Annotated in this window: 1 protein-coding gene, 2 tRNA genes and 2 rRNA genes (1 of these 5 cut by a window edge); all 5 read left to right on the forward strand. The window is 49.9% G+C overall.

Features of this window, described 5'->3' with window-relative positions; all coding sequences use genetic code 11:
• Positions 1-219 (forward strand): hypothetical protein (locus IQ270_RS31555; RefSeq protein ID WP_228056762.1); only part of this gene is annotated, 219 nt, incomplete at its 5' end.
• 171 nt (positions 220-390) lie between these two features.
• Positions 391-1890, forward strand: a 16S ribosomal RNA gene (locus IQ270_RS27740).
• 115 nt (positions 1891-2005) lie between these two features.
• Positions 2006-2079 (forward strand) — tRNA-Ile (locus IQ270_RS27745).
• Positions 2080-2180: 101 nt separating this feature from the next.
• Positions 2181-2253, forward strand: a tRNA-Ala gene (locus IQ270_RS27750).
• A gap of 198 nt (positions 2254-2451) precedes the next feature.
• A 23S ribosomal RNA gene (locus tag IQ270_RS27755) occupies positions 2452-2500 on the forward strand; it runs 2857 nt beyond the window's last position.
• Together the 16S and 23S rRNA genes with 2 tRNA genes alongside form the textbook arrangement of a ribosomal RNA operon.

Raw genomic sequence — 2500 nt, forward strand, 5'->3', positions numbered from 1 at the left:
AAACCAGAGAGGGCGATCGGAGTTAACAGGCAGACTCAACAATCACAACCCTTGCTCTGCGGGCATCACCCAAAAATCCCAAAATATTTTCGCAAAACGCTTGACAACCCTTGGCGAAATAAGTATATTAATAAAGCGCCAGAAAGAAAGCGGTTCACACCGCGATTCCAGAAAGCGACAGAAGGCAAAGAACTGAACCTAGAAAAAAGAATAGTTTGAAAGCTTAAAGCACTATTAACCTCGTCAAAAAAATCAAGATAGAGAGTAAAAAGCGAGAGCTGATACTTAATATCACAAACAACGAGAAAAAAGTCAAGGAAAAACCAAACGAGTCAAGCAGAAATGTGAAACCCGAGAGGCAAGAACTTGACAGTAGCCAAAAAACTCAACAACACGGAGAGTTTGATCCTGGCTCAGGATGAACGCTGGCGGTCTGCTTAACACATGCAAGTCGAACGGAGTAGCAATACTTAGTGGCGGACGGGTGAGTAACGCGTGAGAATCTACCTTCAGGACGGAGACAACAGTTGGAAACGACTGCTAACCCCCGATGTACCGAAAGGGCAAATATTTATAGCCTGAAGAAGAGCTCGCGTCCGATTAGCTAGTTGGAGGGGTAAAAGCCCACCAAGGCGACGATCGGTAGCTGGTCTGAGAGGACGATCAGCCACACTGGGACTGAGACACGGCCCAGACTCCTACGGGAGGCAGCAGTGGGGAATTTTCCGCAATGGGCGAAAGCCTGACGGAGCAAGACCGCGTGGGGGAAGAAGGCTCTTGGGTTGTAAACCCCTTTTCTCTGGGAAGAAAGTTGTGAAAGCAGCCTGACGGTACCAGAGGAATCAGCATCGGCTAACTCCGTGCCAGCAGCCGCGGTAAGACGGAGGATGCAAGCGTTATCCGGAATGATTGGGCGTAAAGCGTCCGCAGGTGGCAGTTCAAGTCTGCTGTCAAAGACCGGGGCTCAACCTCGGAAAGGCAGTGGAAACTGAACAGCTAGAGTATGGTAGGGGCAGAGGGAATTCCTGGTGTAGCGGTGAAATGCGTAGAGATCAGGAAGAACATCGGTGGCGAAGGCGCTCTGCTGGACCATAACTGACACTCAGGGACGAAAGCTAGGGGAGCGAATGGGATTAGATACCCCAGTAGTCCTAGCCGTAAACGATGGATACTAGGTGTTGTCTGTATCGACCCGGACAGTGCCGTAGCTAACGCGTTAAGTATCCCGCCTGGGGAGTACGCACGCAAGTGTGAAACTCAAAGGAATTGACGGGGGCCCGCACAAGCGGTGGAGTATGTGGTTTAATTCGATGCAACGCGAAGAACCTTACCAGGACTTGACATGTCGCGAATCTTCTGGAAACAGAAGAGTGCCTTCGGGAGCGCGAACACAGGTGGTGCATGGCTGTCGTCAGCTCGTGTCGTGAGATGTTGGGTTAAGTCCCGCAACGAGCGCAACCCTCGTGTTTAGTTGCCATCATTAAGTTGGGCACTCTAAACAGACTGCCGGTGACAAACCGGAGGAAGGTGGGGATGACGTCAAGTCAGCATGCCCCTTACGTCCTGGGCTACACACGTACTACAATGGTAGGGACAGAGGGCAGCCAACCCGCGAGGGCGAGCTAATCCCGTAAACCCTGCCTCAGTTCAGATTGCAGGCTGCAACTCGCCTGCATGAAGGCGGAATCGCTAGTAATCGCAGGTCAGCATACTGCGGTGAATCCGTTCCCGGGCCTTGTACACACCGCCCGTCACACCATGGAAGTTGGCCACGCCCGAAGTCATTACTCTAACCTGTAAAGGAGGAGGATGCCGAAGGCAGGGCTGATGACTGGGGTGAAGTCGTAACAAGGTAGCCGTACCGGAAGGTGTGGCTGGATCACCTCCTTTTAGGGAGACCATCTGAGAGTTGACTGAACCTAAGATATAGGTCACTCATCAGTTATCCCTGGTCGTTCGAGAAATAGATGTCAAAGCTTTCAAACTATTAACGGGTTCGGGAAATGGGCTATTAGCTCAGTTGGTTAGAGCGCACCCCTGATAAGGGTGAGGTCCCTGGTTCAAATCCAGGATGGCCCACCTGGAAAAAAGTAATGAATTTTCAGTAATGATTCCTGAAGCATCTATTAAAGAAGGATGAATCCAAGAGTCAAGAAACGAAAGCTCAAAACTTGCTTAGTGGGGGTATAGCTCAGTTGGTAGAGCGCCTGCCTTGCACGCAGGAAGTCAGCGGTTCGAGTCCGCTTACCTCCACTCTCATTAACAAATAACTATCAGCAACTAAAGAAATAGAAATCAGCACCTAGACCAGTAGTCAAAAAACTCGTCAGAATGCTGGAGTCTAGAACTCTAGTCAGAATCTTGAAAACTGCATAGAAATTAAGTCATCATCAAGCAGGTAAGTCATCCGAGAAATCGGAATATCTTACTAGATACCACCATCAAAAAAGTGGTCAAGTTACAAAGGGCTAACGGTGGATACCTAGGCACACAGAGGCGA

The sequence above is a fragment of the Microcoleus sp. LEGE 07076 genome, from assembly GCF_015207455.1.
Lineage (GTDB): Bacteria > Cyanobacteriota > Cyanobacteriia > Cyanobacteriales > Microcoleaceae > Microcoleus.